Source organism: Pantoea sp. X-Soil-ISGK-355 (assembly GCF_059730805.1).
Genome location: NZ_AP035971.1, coordinates 2,301,981 through 2,315,044, shown reverse-complemented (window position 1 = coordinate 2,315,044; position 13,064 = coordinate 2,301,981). Strand labels below are relative to the sequence as shown.

17 protein-coding genes are annotated in these 13,064 nt (G+C 54.2%); 8 read left to right on the top strand and 9 right to left on the bottom strand.

Going from position 1 to position 13,064, the window contains the following annotated elements; all coding sequences use genetic code 11:
* Positions 1-26: 26 nt before the first annotated feature.
* The gene (gene purT, locus AC6I8J_RS10735; RefSeq protein ID WP_161733114.1) at positions 27-1,205 is read right to left on the bottom strand and encodes a formate-dependent phosphoribosylglycinamide formyltransferase; all 1,179 of its coding nucleotides are present in this window, start codon (positions 1,203-1,205) and stop codon (positions 27-29) included.
* 167 nt (positions 1,206-1,372) lie between these two features.
* On the opposite strand from purT, the gene AC6I8J_RS10730 reads away from it, so the two are divergent.
* Together AC6I8J_RS10730 and AC6I8J_RS10725 are read left to right on the top strand one after the other, a co-directional pair.
* Complete coding sequence (locus AC6I8J_RS10730) at positions 1,373-2,029, top strand: tellurite resistance TerB family protein (RefSeq protein ID WP_161733188.1); 657 nt, start codon at positions 1,373-1,375, stop codon at positions 2,027-2,029.
* A 126-nt stretch (positions 2,030-2,155) separates the two neighbouring features.
* Positions 2,156-4,219 (top strand): prolyl oligopeptidase family serine peptidase, encoded by a 2,064-nt coding sequence (locus tag AC6I8J_RS10725; protein ID WP_497825348.1) that lies wholly within the window; start codon positions 2,156-2,158, stop codon positions 4,217-4,219.
* Here AC6I8J_RS10725 and exoX read toward each other — a convergent pair.
* Both exoX and AC6I8J_RS10715 read right to left on the bottom strand, forming a co-directional pair.
* Positions 4,213-4,881 carry an exodeoxyribonuclease X gene (exoX, locus tag AC6I8J_RS10720; RefSeq protein WP_161733186.1) on the bottom strand — a complete coding sequence of 223 codons (669 nt, stop codon included), beginning with the start codon at positions 4,879-4,881 and terminating at the stop codon, positions 4,213-4,215. The genes AC6I8J_RS10725 and exoX overlap by 7 nt on opposite strands.
* A complete protein-coding gene (locus tag AC6I8J_RS10715; RefSeq protein WP_033733020.1) occupies positions 4,881-5,114 on the bottom strand; it encodes a DNA polymerase III subunit theta in 234 nt (77 codons plus the stop codon). The genes exoX and AC6I8J_RS10715 overlap by 1 nt, the downstream gene beginning before the upstream one ends.
* Positions 5,115-5,264: 150 nt before the next feature.
* On the opposite strand from AC6I8J_RS10715, the gene copC reads away from it, so the two are divergent.
* Genes copC through AC6I8J_RS10700 form a run of 3 tightly spaced genes read left to right on the top strand, consistent with a single transcriptional unit; the run spans position 5,265 to position 6,898 of the window.
* The gene (gene copC / locus AC6I8J_RS10710; protein WP_161733109.1) at positions 5,265-5,642 is read left to right on the top strand and encodes a copper homeostasis periplasmic binding protein CopC; all 378 of its coding nucleotides are present in this window, start codon (positions 5,265-5,267) and stop codon (positions 5,640-5,642) included.
* A gap of 4 nt (positions 5,643-5,646) precedes the next feature.
* The gene (copD, locus tag AC6I8J_RS10705) at positions 5,647-6,522 is read left to right on the top strand and encodes a copper homeostasis membrane protein CopD (protein ID WP_161733107.1); all 876 of its coding nucleotides are present in this window, start codon (positions 5,647-5,649) and stop codon (positions 6,520-6,522) included.
* A gap of 28 nt (positions 6,523-6,550) precedes the next feature.
* Positions 6,551-6,898: a YebY family protein gene (locus AC6I8J_RS10700; RefSeq protein ID WP_161733105.1), complete on the top strand. Its 348-nt coding sequence runs from the start codon at positions 6,551-6,553 to the stop codon at positions 6,896-6,898.
* 539 nt (positions 6,899-7,437) lie between these two features.
* Here the strand turns inward: AC6I8J_RS10700 and AC6I8J_RS10695 are convergent.
* The gene (locus tag AC6I8J_RS10695; RefSeq protein WP_497825347.1) at positions 7,438-7,752 is read right to left on the bottom strand and encodes a phage baseplate assembly protein V; all 315 of its coding nucleotides are present in this window, start codon (positions 7,750-7,752) and stop codon (positions 7,438-7,440) included.
* A 381-nt stretch (positions 7,753-8,133) separates the two neighbouring features.
* On the opposite strand from AC6I8J_RS10695, the gene AC6I8J_RS10690 reads away from it, so the two are divergent.
* From AC6I8J_RS10690 to AC6I8J_RS10680, 3 genes are all read left to right on the top strand, one after another.
* A complete protein-coding gene (locus AC6I8J_RS10690; protein WP_202604893.1) occupies positions 8,134-8,418 on the top strand; it encodes a hypothetical protein in 285 nt (94 codons plus the stop codon).
* 302 nt (positions 8,419-8,720) lie between these two features.
* Positions 8,721-9,743, top strand: coding sequence for an alcohol dehydrogenase AdhP (gene adhP, locus AC6I8J_RS10685; RefSeq protein ID WP_161733103.1), 1,023 nt, complete (start codon positions 8,721-8,723; stop codon positions 9,741-9,743).
* A 215-nt stretch (positions 9,744-9,958) separates the two neighbouring features.
* The gene (locus AC6I8J_RS10680; RefSeq protein WP_497825346.1) at positions 9,959-10,096 is read left to right on the top strand and encodes a hypothetical protein; all 138 of its coding nucleotides are present in this window, start codon (positions 9,959-9,961) and stop codon (positions 10,094-10,096) included.
* Positions 10,097-10,191: 95 nt separating this feature from the next.
* Here AC6I8J_RS10680 and AC6I8J_RS10675 read toward each other — a convergent pair whose 3' ends face one another.
* The 5 genes from AC6I8J_RS10675 to mdtJ all read right to left on the bottom strand — a co-directional run bounded on the left by AC6I8J_RS10675 (position 10,192) and on the right by mdtJ (position 12,927).
* Positions 10,192-10,377: a hypothetical protein gene (locus AC6I8J_RS10675; protein WP_150015032.1), complete on the bottom strand. Its 186-nt coding sequence runs from the start codon at positions 10,375-10,377 to the stop codon at positions 10,192-10,194.
* A 116-nt stretch (positions 10,378-10,493) separates the two neighbouring features.
* Positions 10,494-10,754 carry a hypothetical protein gene (locus AC6I8J_RS10670; RefSeq protein WP_013358126.1) on the bottom strand — a complete coding sequence of 87 codons (261 nt, stop codon included), beginning with the start codon at positions 10,752-10,754 and terminating at the stop codon, positions 10,494-10,496.
* A gap of 163 nt (positions 10,755-10,917) precedes the next feature.
* A complete protein-coding gene (locus AC6I8J_RS10665; RefSeq protein ID WP_222925378.1) occupies positions 10,918-12,060 on the bottom strand; it encodes an acyltransferase family protein in 1,143 nt (380 codons plus the stop codon).
* Positions 12,061-12,260: 200 nt separating this feature from the next.
* On the bottom strand, positions 12,261-12,590 hold the full coding sequence (gene mdtI, locus AC6I8J_RS10660; RefSeq protein ID WP_161733099.1) for a multidrug/spermidine efflux SMR transporter subunit MdtI: 330 nt from the start codon (positions 12,588-12,590) through the stop codon (positions 12,261-12,263).
* Positions 12,577-12,927: a multidrug/spermidine efflux SMR transporter subunit MdtJ gene (gene mdtJ, locus AC6I8J_RS10655; RefSeq protein WP_497825345.1), complete on the bottom strand. Its 351-nt coding sequence runs from the start codon at positions 12,925-12,927 to the stop codon at positions 12,577-12,579. The genes mdtI and mdtJ overlap by 14 nt, the downstream gene beginning before the upstream one ends.
* Positions 12,928-13,064: the final 137 nt, after the last annotated feature.

The following is a 13,064-nucleotide window of genomic DNA, read 5'->3' as shown; positions in this document are numbered from 1 at the left end:
GGTGAGCGTCTGCTCACCGCACAAATTTACCCCTGAACCGTAACCGCCGCTGCGCTGGCCACTGCACGCGCAATCGCCTGCGTGGTGCTGTCACCGCTGGCCAGCGCAACGCCAAGACGACGCTGCCCGCTGATCTCCGGCTTCCCGAACAGCCGCAGCTGCAGACCGGCCCCCAGTGCTGCTTCGACATTCACAAACTGCACATTCTGGCTGGTCAGTTGCGGCAGGATAACGGCAGATGCCGATGGACCATACTGACGAATCCCGCCAATCGGCAGACCCAGGAACGCCCGTACGTGCAGCGCAAACTCTGACAAATCCTGTGAAATCAGCGTCACCATGCCGGTATCATGAGGACGAGGTGATACTTCACTGAACACCACCTCATCACCGCAGACAAATAGCTCAACGCCAAACAGGCCATAGCCGCCCAGCGCCTTCACCACCTGCGCGGCAACATCCTGCGCTCGCTGCAGCGCCAGTTCACTCATCTGCTGTGGCTGCCAGGATTCACGATAATCGCCATCCTCCTGACGGTGACCAATCGGCGCACAGAAGTGAATCCCGTCGACCGCGCTGATGGTCAGCAGGGTGATCTCAAAATCGAAGTTAACAACGCCTTCGACGATGACGCGACCGGCACCGGCGCGGCCACCCTGTTGCGCATAATCCCAGGCTTTCTCAAGCTGACTGACGTCGCGGATAAAGCTCTGACCTTTGCCGGATGAACTCATCACCGGCTTTACAATGCACGGGAAGCCGATTTCGGTTGTGGCTTCATCAAAACGCGCTTTGCTGTCGGCAAAGCGATAGCTTGAGGTCGGCAACGCCAGCTCTTCAGCCGCAAGGCGACGAATGCCTTCACGATTCATAGTCAGCTTTGCGGCGCGGGCGGTCGGAACCACGCGCTGGCCCTGCTGCTCCAGCTCAACCAGTGTATCTGTAGCGATGGCTTCAATTTCCGGCACCACAAAGTCTGGCTTCTCTTCGGCAATCAGCGCAGCCAGCGCTGCGCCATCCAGCATATTAATCACATGACTGCGATGGGCGACATGCATCGCCGGGGCATCGGCGTAACGATCAACTGCGATGACTTCCACACCCAGACGCTGACACTCCAGCGCCACCTCTTTACCCAGTTCACCTGAACCCAATAGCATTACGCGCGTCGCCGCCGGACGCAGCGCTGTTCCGAGAGTCGTCATACATTCCTCTAAGCAGTCAAAATTCGCGCGCAAGTATAAACGAAAACGTTTGCGTTCTCATCTTTCGTCCATACGACACCGCCGTTTGCCGTACTTTTCCCGCTCTGACGTTTCCTGACATCCTTTTGGTCAGGATAGCGGGCTGACATCTCAAAAAGGAGTGGATGATGAACAACTGGTTGCAACAGATTCAGTCGGTACTGACTAAGAAGGGCGGTGAAAGCAAATCGGGCAGCGGCTTAAGTGACATGCTGGCGCCGGGTGCGCTGGGCGGTCTGGCCGCAATGCTTGTCTCCAGTAAGTCTTCACGCAAACTGCTGACAAAATATGGCGGTAAAGCGCTGATTATTGGTGGTGGTGCGACCGCAGGAGCGTTGCTGTGGAACAAATACAAGCAGCGGGTCAGCGAAGCGCACCAGAATGAACCTGACTTTGGCGTGGCCCAGACGCCAGTCGATCAGCGCGCTGAACGTCTGGTCACGGCGCTGGTGTTTGCCGCTAAAAGTGACGGACACATCGACGATCAGGAGCGGGCAGCTATTGAGCAGAATATTCATCAGTCCGGTTACGGCCAGGATGCAGAGCAGCTCATTCAGAAAGCGATGAACCGCCCGCTGGATCCGCAGTGGCTGGCCGCCGATGTGAAAAATGAGGAAGAGGCGCTGGAGCTTTACTTCCTGAGCTGTGCCGCTATTGACGTCGATCACTTTATGGAACGCAGCTATCTCTCCGCGCTGGGCGACGCGCTGAAAATTCCTCAGGATGTGCGTGACGGCATCCAGCAGGATCTGGAGGCTGAAAAAGCCCGTCTGCCCGCCGGTTAATCCTTTCAAACGTCCGCTGGCAGGTCACAGAACGTGATTCGTCAGCGGCAGCTTCTCTCGTCATACCTGGCTTCCCACGGCTGAAGTGTTACGCTTACAGATCATTACGTTCACGGAGACGGATGGATGAAAGCACCCATCGCAAAAAAAATTCCCCATGAGATGACGCTGCATGGTGAGACGCGCGTTGACGACTACTACTGGCTGCGCGACGACAAACGCGAAAACAGCGAGGTTCTTGATTACCTGCGTGCCGAAAACAATTACGGCAAAAAAATCATGTCATCGCAGCAGCCGCTGCAGGACCGGGTTTTAAAAGAGATTATCGATCGACTGCCGCCGGAAGATCACTCTGTGCCCTATGTGAAAAACGGTTATCGCTATCAGAGCCGCTATCAGAGTGGTAACGAATATCCGGCTTATTACCGTCAACCGGCAGCAAGCGAGGAGTCTGGCGAGTGGAGCCTGCTGCTGGATGCTAACCAGCGCGCCTCGCACAGCGATTTTTACACGATGGGCGCGCTGCACATCAGCCCCGATAACCGGGTGATGGCGCTGGCCGAAGATTTCCTGTCGCGACGCCAGTACGGCATCCGGTTCCGCAACCTGGAGAGTGGCAGCTGGTATCCTGAAGTGCTGAGTAACGCCTCATCCAGCTTCGCCTGGGGCAACGACTCGCGCACGATATACTATGTGCGGAAACATCCGCAGACGCTGCTCTCTTATCAGGTGTGGCGACATGAACTGGGGATGCCGCAGTCGGAGGACAAGCTCGTCTACGAAGAGCAGGATGACACTTACCATCTCAGCGTGCACAAGAGCACCTCTAAGCAGTTCATCATGATTGCGCTCTACAGCACCAACACCAGTGAAATTCAGCTTATCGATGCGAACTTCCCCGATGCGCAGCCACATGTCTTTCTGCCGCGCCGTCGCGACCATGAATACAGCATCGACCATTACGATCATCAGTTCTTCATTCGCTCAAACCGCGAAGGCAAAAACTTCGGTCTCTACCGCAGTCGTTATCTGGATGAGTCACGCTGGGAAACACTCATCCCGGCGCGGGAACAGGTGGTGATGGAGGATTTCCAGCTATTCCGCGACTGGCTGGTGGTTGAGGAGCGCCAGCGCGGTTTAACCAGCCTGCGTCAGATTAACTGGGCCAGCGGCGAAACCAGCGGCATCGCCTTTGACGATCCCACCTATGTGACCTGGCTGGCCTATAATCCGACGCCGCGTACCAGCAAACTGCGCTACGGCTATTCGTCGATGACCACGCCGACCACGCTGTTTGAACTGGACATGGATACCGGCGAACGCCGCATCCTGAAGCAGAGCCAGGTTAAAGGCTTCAACGCGGAAGATTACAAAAGTGAGCACCACTGGATTAAAGTCAGCGATGGCACTGAAGTGCCGGTGTCGCTGGTCTATCACCGCAAACATTATCAGCCCGGTCAGAACCCGATGCTGGTCTATGGCTATGGTGCCTACGGCAGCAGCATGGATGCCGATTTTAGCGTCAGCCGTCTGAGCCTGCTGGATCGCGGCTTTGTCTATGCGCTGATACAGGTGCGCGGCGGCGGTGAGCTGGGGCAGCAATGGTATGACGGCGGTCGCCTGCTGAACAAAATGAACAGCTTTACCGACTTTATTGATGTCACGGATGCGCTGGTGGCGCGCGGCATCGGCCACCCGGAACGGCTCTATGCGATGGGGGGCAGTGCAGGCGGCCTGCTGATGGGTGGCGTGATTAATCTGGCGCCTCAGCGGTTCCACGGCGTCGTGGCGCAGGTGCCGTTTGTGGATGTGGTCACCACCATGCTGGATGAGTCAATTCCGCTGACCACGGGTGAATATGACGAGTGGGGTAACCCCAACGATCAGGAATATTACTACTACATCCGCCAGTACAGCCCCTATGACAACATTGAGGCGAAAACGTATCCCCACCTGCTGGTCACGACCGGCCTGCATGACTCACAGGTGCAGTACTGGGAACCGGCCAAGTGGGTGGCGAAGCTGAGAGCGATGAAAACCGATAACAACCTGCTGCTGCTCTGCACCGATATGGATTCCGGTCACGGCGGGAAGTCGGGGCGTTACAAAGCCTACGAGGGCATCGCGATGGAGTACACCTTCCTGCTCGGACTGGCACAGGGTACCCTGCCGCCAGCTCAGGACTACTGAGACTCCGACAGGTACTTATTCAGCGCCTGCCGTAATGGCGGGCGCAGATCGCTAACATTATTCAGCACCCACTTCAGGTAGCTCGGATCCTTTCTCGCAATCACTGCAATCGCCTGGCCGCGGTATTTGCCGAACGGCAGAATATCGTCGCGCTGGGCCGCTGGTTGTGAACGCACAATCATCTCGGAGGCCCCCCAGCCGGAGACCTCCATAATGCGAATCAGCAGCGCCGCTGTGACATAGCAGTCATAGAGTGCGCGGTGGGCATGCAGGTCAGCAGGCGGCGTCACATCCAGCTTCAGCGAATGACGCAGTGCCTGGTTGCCATATTTAATGCCCGGCCAGAGCTGGCGCGCCAGCTGCATGGTGCAGATCCATTCACCGTACATCTCCGGCAGCATCCGGCGATCAAAGCTGGCGTTATGCGCCACGTAGAAAGCACTGCCGTAATAGCGCGGGATCGCCTCTTCAATCGTCGGTTTACCGGCGACCATCGCTTCGGTGATGCGATGCACCGCCATCGCCTGACGGCTGATAGGGCGGTCGGGCAGGGTGAGATCGCTCATCGGATTCACAATCTGACCGTTGACCACATCCACGGACGCGACTTCCACCACGCCGCCCTGCAGACCGCAGGTTTCGGTATCGATAACGCGAAACATCATTGCTTCATCTTCGGTTCATAAGGAAGGCGCGACAGGCTGAGTGACGCCTGGCGGTATTGCATCAGACGCTGACGAAACCAGTCACGCAGCGCTTCGGGCTGCTCCTGCGCCACCATTTCGGCGACGACCGGCATGTTATAGCGCTCTTTGAACGCCACGCCCGCTGCCGCCAAATCGACATTGATCTTGTCTTTCTCTTCCTGGGACAGCACGGCAAGGTTATGGCTCATAATATTCTCCTGACGATAGCCGGCAAAAGTAATGTTTTCGGCGGTCTGAATCAAGGATAAGGATCGCATCGCTGGCCTCGACAGTGCAAATGCAGCAGCGTATCCTTTTGCCACGTTTTTCGCCCTGGCGGCGGTTAAAAGGATGATATTATGCAGAAAAAACCCATTTCCCGCATGGTTATTGCGCTGGCGACAGCAGGACTGATGGCATTCAGCTCGCTGGCCGCCGCGCATGCGCATCTCCAGACTTCTATCCCGTCAGCCAAAGCGCAGGTGACGACATCCCCCGATGCGCTGACGCTGAACTTCAGTGAAGATATTGAAGCGGCCTTCAGCGGCGTTACGTTGCTGGACAGTGAACAGAAGCCGGTCGCGACCGCCAAAGCCCGCGTTGAGTCTGACCAGAAAAATCGCCTGATTGTCGGTCTTCCTCAGCCGCTGAAAGCGGGGAGTTATCAGGTTAACTGGCATGTGCTGTCAGTGGATGGACATAAAACTGCAGGAAGCTATCGCTTCAGCGTGAAGTAACCCGGTGAACACCTTCTGGATCCTGCTGCGCGGACTGCATTTCGCTGCCGTGATGCTGCTGACCGGCAGCGCCTGTTACAGCGCGCTGCTGGCACCCAGACGCTATCGACTCCTGCTGGCGTTACGGTTAAACCCGCTGGTGAAGGGGAGCGCCTGGCTGGCGCTGCTGAGTGCGCTATTGATGCTGGCCTGTCAGAATGTGCTGATGAGCGGCGACAGTACCAATCTGGCCGATACCGACATCTGGCTGGCGGTGCTCGGCACACATTTTGGTGCGGTGTGGCAGTGGGAAATCATTTTCGGCGTCATGGGCATTTTCGCGCTATTACTGACCGGAAAGCTGCGCCAGCAGGTGTTACTGCTGGCAGGCGTGCTGCAACTGTCCTGCATGGCCCTGATTGGTCACGCCGCAATGCGCGATGGAGTGCCCGGTCTGCTTCAGCAGATCAGCCAGGCAATGCATCTGATTGCGGCGGCGTTTTGGGTGGGGGGATTATTGCCCTTGCTGCTGTTGATGCGCGAGGCGCGCCAGATTGATCGCCGCACCGACGCGATTCGTACCATGATGCGGTTTTCGCGCTACGGTCATCTGGCGGTGGCGTTAACGCTGCTGAGCGGCGTGATAAACAGCGTGATGATCGCAGGCTGGCCACTGATGTGGCACGATTCACGCTACATTATATTGTTGCTGTGCAAAATGCTGCTGGTTGCCCTGATGGTGCTGGTGGCGCTGATTAACCGATACTGGCTGGTGCCGCGTTTCCGCCTGGCGGGCAGCGGCACGCAGCAAAAATTTATTCGCATGACGCAGCTTGAACTGCTGCTGGCGTGTGGAGTGGTTGGGCTGGTGAGCGTATTTGCCACGCTGTCGCCAGCCTGAATGTGGTTTAAGAGAGAAAAGGGTAGTTATGTTGCTGAAGAAAGTGATCCCCGCAATCCTGTTGTTATCCGTATGCGGCCAGGCGCTGGCGACACAAATCATTACCGTCAGCCGCTTTGAGATCGGTAAAGAGAAGTGGCCGTTTAACCGTGAAGAGGTGATGCTGACCTGCGAGAAAGATGGAGCAATGTTTGCCATCAACCCGAGCACACTGATGCAATATCCGCTGAACGACATCGCCGACCAGCTGTTCAAAAACAAGCAGGTGAAAGCGCAGCCGATCAGCGTGATTCAGGCCGAAGACAAAGCGCATCCGGGCCAGATGATGAGCCTGCAGCCGATTATTGAGCGCACCCAGGCGCTGTGCGGTAAATAAACCTCTCGGGTGCAGCCTCGCGCTGCGCCCAATCTCCGATTTTTTGCCGTTGCGATCACAAACTGATCCACTTTATGGCCCTGATCCCCGCGTTTGCTGGCATTTCCACCGCGCTGTTCTAACCTTAAATTGCAAGGCGACATCGCCTTCATAAATGCCAACTTTTAGCGCACGGCTCCCTGAGAGCCATTTCCCTGGACCGAATATAGGAATCGTATTCGGTCTTTTTTTGGCTGGAATTTAAAAAATTTAATACCTAAATCAACCAGTTAAAACCCATTCTGTTACCTGGATTTCTATTCTGCTGGAATTTTACCCGCCACTTTGTCGCCATTTTTCTTCGCCAGGAACGCCAGCGAATTGCATCCTCAGGATGAGCGGGCGCGAAGTGGATGTAATACATAATTATCCGCATCAACGTTATGCTCACGCTTGAACACGGCCACTCGCACTCACTGCCATATGTGCTCAAGATCGGTCAGCGTGCAGCCTTGGGTGACTTCCAGCTGCGCAATTTTCGCAGCGTTTTGTATTCCACTTCAGCCAGGTCGAACAGGATTTTTAACGCCGTCTTGATGATGGCCGTTTGTTTGCCGGTTTCGGCCAGTAGGCCAGTTTCCCGGCTCGTACTCGATCACCGCGCCGTCATGAAATGACCAGTGCAAAGCATAGGCCGGGGTGTTGTCAGATAAAATATCTGACAGCATAAAGCCGGTATCAAGTTCACCGCCCAGACACAGAACAAGAACTTGTTCGCCCACTGACGGCGCATTCCATGAGCGGGTTTTATCCGCACCGGTGCTCAGCCAGTTGATTGTGTTTTCAGGTAACAACACGGCATAAAGGGCTATCAAGATTGAGGGCCGACACGGTTCCGATGCTGGTCACGTTGCGTAGCAGGCGCAAATCTTTAAGATTTGTAAGTTGATGGGGCTAGAGTGTCCCATCAACCAGAGAAAAAAGGGATTTAGCGTTTGTTCATGTATAGCTAAACATCAGAGGAAGTCAGAAAAGAAATAGTACCAAACCTCATCTTAGGTTCAGTAAGTTTCTGGTGACACTCTCGCTTAACTAGCAGCCCAACAGCAGAGAATAGCCTTTAAGGAACACAATCCTACCTAAAATTGACCTCAATCAACCTCTTCCAACATCCTCCCCAAACCCCTCACCATGTTTACCCAACGTATAAAAACTCAGTCGTAACCTGCCCCGGTGATATTCAATCAGGATCTGTTATGTTCTTAAAAAAAGTTATCCCATGTGTAATTGTAGCGTTAGCGAGTGCCGCAACGTCAGGTTGTGTGATGGCTGATGGTGGTCATCATCGTGGCCCATCTTCTGACTGGCATCGTCATCATGAAAACCATCATAATGACGCCAGCTGGAGTCAGCACGCCGGACCTGCTTCGCCAGTAAACAATGCTTCTCAGCATATGGGACCACCACCAGCGCCGGATAGTGCCGCTCAGCATATGGGGCCGCCACCCGCTGACAGTGGCATCCACCGCTGGCACTCTTAAGACGCGTTTGAGCAAATAGTACGAAATCATCTGAAGCGACAAGGGGCTTTATTGCCCCTTTTAACGGGCAATCTTTACCTGACTAAAATCGTACCGTAAGCGCGCTTTATTTGTCCCCGACAGAAAACTCAAGCCTGACGAAGCGTTGCCGCTAAACACAATCCCGCGGCTTCACCTAAAAAACCGACCCCACTCGCAAAAGCCACAACAACTCCCGCAGCAAGCACCCAAAGCTTACCTGTCATCTTGTCATCACCGCGGTTTGGCTTATTCTTAACCTCCAATCAAATGGAGGAACGTTTATGAAAGCGGCAATTGCTAATAGTGAACACCAGGTTGAAGTGGTTGAGAAGACGCTACGTCCTCTCAAAACCGGCGAAGCGCGGCTCAGGATGGAATGCTGTGGTGTATGCCATACCGATTTACATGTGAAGAACGGTGATTTTGGTGATAAGACCGGTGTAACGCTGGGTCATGAAGGGATCGGTATCGTTGAGGAAGTCGCGCCAGATGTCACCTCGCTCAAGCCGGGCGATCGCGCCAGCGTTGCCTGGTTCTTCAAGGGCTGCGGACACTGTGAATACTGTAACTCCGGTAATGAAACGCTCTGCAGGGACGTCATCAATGCCGGTTTTACCGCCGATGGCGGCATGGCTGAAGAGTGTATCGTCGTTGCTGACTACTCGGTCAAAGTTCCCGACGGACTTGATCCCTTTGCCGCCAGTAGCGTTACCTGTGCCGGTGTCACTACCTACAAAGCGGTAAAAGTATCAGAGGTCAAACCGGGACAGTGGCTGGCGATTTATGGCCTTGGTGGGCTGGGTAATCTCGCTCTGCAGTATGCGAAAAACGTCTTCAACGCCAAAGTGATTGCGATTGATGTCAGTGATGGACAGCTGGCGCTGGCGAAAGAGATGGGAGCCGATCTGGTCGTTAACTCTGCCAGCGAAGATGCGGCACGCTTTATTCAGGAGAAGACCGGTGGGGCACATGCTGCTGTGGTCACAGCCGTCGCCAAAGCGGCCTTTAATTCAGCGGTGGACGCGGTCAGAGCCGGAGGTCGGGTCGTAGCAGTCGGACTGCCGCCGGAAGCAATGAGCCTGAATATCCCGCGACTGGTGCTTGATGGCATCCAGGTGGTGGGATCGCTGGTCGGAACGCGCAACGATCTGGCGGAAGCTTTCCAGTTTGCGGCAGAAGGCAAGGTGGTGCCGAAAGTGACCAAAAGGAAGATTGGTGAGGTCAATGCCATCTTCGATGAGATGATTCACGGCAAAATCCGCGGCAGGATGGTTATCGACTTTACCGGTCAGCCTGCCAGTTAGAACCCAACTGAGCGTTACTAAGGCCCGCGCATTGCGGGCTTTTTTATGTCTGCAGCGCCTGGTCCTGCCACGTGAAGGCCTTAACGCGTATTCCCCACAAACATTAATAAGCACGGCTTTATGTTTCATTGTGTGATTTTCGCTTGCACTTTACCGGTAACATTATAGTTTATGAGGGGAAGGCATGATTACACACAACCGAAGGAGGGTTATTTATGGCGAAGCATCACTTACTTAAATCCATTGAAATTGCTGCAATTGTACTGTTTGTCCTGATGCTGGCGTATCTGGCTGTGACCGGTCTGATGTCATCGACGGGCATGGATCACGCCTGGCCTTATCCCACTAAGTAACTGAGTGCGGCACCAGGGAAATTATAAATAATATAAATAGATAACCTTTCCCTCTCGAAAGGGATAAACCCCGCTATCGCGAGGTTAATCAGAGGTTACACCAGACTTACCGACAGCAGCGTCAGTTCTTCAGTTTCCAGCGACAGGCTTTTTTTGGTTTCGAACATAAAGGTCTCAAGCGCCTCCTCAACATCATCACCTTCAATAAAGGCATGCGTCGTAACATGATTTTCACCTTTTGGCTTAATGACGTAGGAAACAAACCACTTCTTCTTTTCCATGATGCTTTTCCTCTTCTGAAAATAGTAATGCCGCGTGGCGATAATGCCTTAACAGGCCGTTCTTTTGCCGGACTCTCAGCGGAACCTGACCTTAAACGCACCGTGGCCGATAAAGGCTAATCAAGCGGGGCAGGATGCAGCAGGTCAATTACGTCATCGATTTCATTGCTGGCCGCGTGGCGATCAAGGGCAACCGCATAATAGCGTCCCTTGCAGTAGTGCTTTGTTACCGCCACTCGATGGCCGGTATCGCTGTCAGCTTCACCGCCGCTCAGGGTCTGCAGATGGGGCGGGATAACCAGCTCACTTTCGAGTTGTTCTGCTTCAATGATCACCGCGCCACCGTCACTGGATAGCAGCAGATGCTGAATGCTCATGTTCTCTCCTTTGCTTCAGATTGCTAACCGGGAAAGTGTAGTTCACCTCAGCAGGCGTGCTGGCGAGGGCGCTTAATCATTGCCTGTACAGGGCTGATCAACGGTGTCAGAGGCAATAAAAAAGCCCCAGACAGGGGCTTTTAAGAAATGAGTGGACTGAAACTTAGCTGGTCTGATTGGCCAGCTTAGGCTTCAGTACGCGCTTACCCATCTGAATGCCGGGCTTCTCAACATACTTATAGAGTAAAGAGGCCAGCGCATAGGTCACCGGGATGGCAGATATGCAGACAATCAGGAAACGCATCATGTCGCTCTTAAACTCAAAGTCAGTATGAGTGAGCAGCAGGGCGATCAGCGGGATCACGATCAGCAGGTGCAGCAGGTAGACCGAGAACGAGACGTCGCCCAGCCACGTGCTGAGTCGGTTGTTCAGAAGTTTCCGCGGCAGGGCAATCAGCTGAGCCATCATGCTGCCCTGCGGGTATTGCCACAGAATCGCCGTCATACCGACGATCATCAGCGCCTCCATTATCACCTGCAGCTTAATCGCGTCCATGCCAATCGCCACGGTGACGACCGGGCCGAGCAGCGCATAGCCGACATAGAGCAGCGATTTACGGCGAATTGCTTCGGCCAGCAGCATTCCTGCCAGGAACATGTTCAGCTTAATCAGGATCATCGAAGGCATCTCAAACGCCTCATAATAATCGGCCAGCACGTACCGACCGGCGCAGCAGAGCGCCATGATGCCAATCAGGGAGGCGGCATAACCAAAGCGCAGCGTGACCAGCATGATGAACGGGAACAGCAGATAGAACTGCATCTCCAGCCCAATACTCCAGTCAGGTAGCACGGTGTTAAACCCATACTCGGGCAACATGCCGAACAGGAAGCTGAAGTGAGTCAGGATATTTGCCAGCGACTGGTCGTTGTAACGCGACGACTCCGTGGCGGTGCCGGAATAAAAATGCGCAATGGTGTCACGCATTTCACCAAACCACGGGCCATAAATCAGGGCAATGATTAACAGCAGATAGTAGAGCGGGGCGATACGGAAGAAGCGGCGGATCCAAAACTTCTTAATCGTCTCCGCGCTCTGCCATGGCTCTTTCTGCTGGCGCTCGACGTAGTTTTTCGCCATCAGATAACCCGATAACAGAATAAAAAGGTCGACCCCGATGCCCGGTGATGAAATTAGTGTGATATGGCAATGAACCAGTAAGCTGATATGGCCAACCAGTACCCAGAGAGAGGCAATGCCGCGTAACCCTTCCAGCTCCGTTGACCAACCTCGTGTTGCAGACATAACTTTTCCTCGTTTTTACCCGGCTTTTGGCGCTCACTAAGCCTTAAGGCAAAAGATATGTAAACGGGCCTTTACAAAAGTAAGAGGATTCCGAGCATAGAGATTAGGAAGAAATCAACTGCACAAGGGCTGGAAGGCACGCAAAGGTAAGAGTGTACAAGCGCACACCCTTAACCAGAATTACTGATTGAGATAAGCGATCAGGCCAGCTTTAACAGGATCATGCCAGCCAGCAGAAGAGTCAGACCGGCCCAGCCTTTGCGGTTTAGTCGCTGGCCAAACAACACCCATCCAGCCGCGACAGTGGCAATAATCCCAAAACCGCCCCAGACTGCATAGGCGATCGACAGATCGATGCCTTTGACCGCCTGAGCGAGTGCGCTGAAAGCGAGCAGCACACAGCAGAGTGATAGCAGACCGTACAGCGGTTTCTTAAACCCATCAGAATATTTAAGGAATATGTTGGCGGCAATCTCCAGCACGATAGCAAGTGCCAGCCAGACGGCATGAATAAAATCAGCGATGACCATGATTAACCTCCGCTGATGATTGGGTGCCAGTCTTGATCAGCACAATCCCGACGATCAGCGTTACCAGACCGCAGATTTTCAGCGCTGACAGCGCTTCGCCAAATAGTTGTACGCTGAATAACGTAACCAGCATGATGCCAATCCCTTCCCATAGGGCATAAGCCACACCCAGGGCGATACGTTTGATGGCGAAACTCAGCAGAATATAGGAACAAGCGATCATGCCCAGCATCATGAGATAGCCTGAATGGCTGCCAATGAGGCTGGACCATTTCATGAAAAGGGTACCAATAATTTCAGTAACAATAGCGAGTGATAGTAAAACCCAGGCGCGCATGGGTGCTCTCCAGCAACGATAAAAGACGACCTGCCACAGTACACAGGGCAGACTCAGAACAGTGTCGAAGTGGTGAGGGGACTACAGGGCGTTACGCCAGTGCTGATCGGCGACGTTCCAGCCAGAAAGGAAGGTGG